Below are 596 nucleotides of genomic sequence, written 5' to 3' on the forward strand. Positions count from 1 at the left end.
GGTCGATCAGGCACAGCACGCCCTCGCCGAAGGAGTCGGGCACGTCGAGCTGGTCGCGCCGGACGCGCTTCCCGTTCGCCTTGATGTGGGGAACGCGGGTGAGGGTGACGTCGGGGTGGACCCAGCGGGGCTCGCCGTCCATGTCCTCGCTGATCAGAGGCCACGGACCGCTGTCGCGTTCCTCGGTGCGGATGACCGGGATCGGGTGCATCTTCGAGCGGTCGACCGCGTCCTTGAGGATCCTCAGGGCGGGGAAGACCGCTCCCTCGGGCTCGTCCTCCTCATCCCCCGGCACCAGACCGTCCCCGTCGTCTTCTTCGTCGACGTCGGGGACTTGCCCACTGTCAGCGGTGGGCTGGACACCGGCAGCGGCGGGCCGCCCCGTGGTGCCGGCGGACGCGGCGGTGCCGTACGCCTGCAGCGCGGCGGCGAGTCGGCGTCCCTCGGCGGTGTCCGGCAGCTGCGGCGGCGCCGCAGCTGCCTCAGCGAGGGAGGGCCCGAGTTCCGCAAGGGCTTCGGGGTCGCCGTTGGTCAGTGCGGTGCGCAGGGCCGCCAACACGTGGGTGACGGAGGCCGGCAGCCCCTGCTGGGCACCG

The 596-nt window shown here is 73.0% G+C and carries 1 pseudogene; it reads right to left on the reverse strand.

Annotation, left to right across the window (positions count from 1 at the left end):
- Window positions 1–596: pseudogene (locus tag ACTWQJ_RS52095) on the reverse strand (ATP-binding protein); the annotation flags it as partial.

It is taken from the genome of Streptomyces sp. KR55, from assembly GCF_052245645.1.
GTDB lineage: Bacteria > Actinomycetota > Actinomycetes > Streptomycetales > Streptomycetaceae > Streptomyces > Streptomyces flavusporus.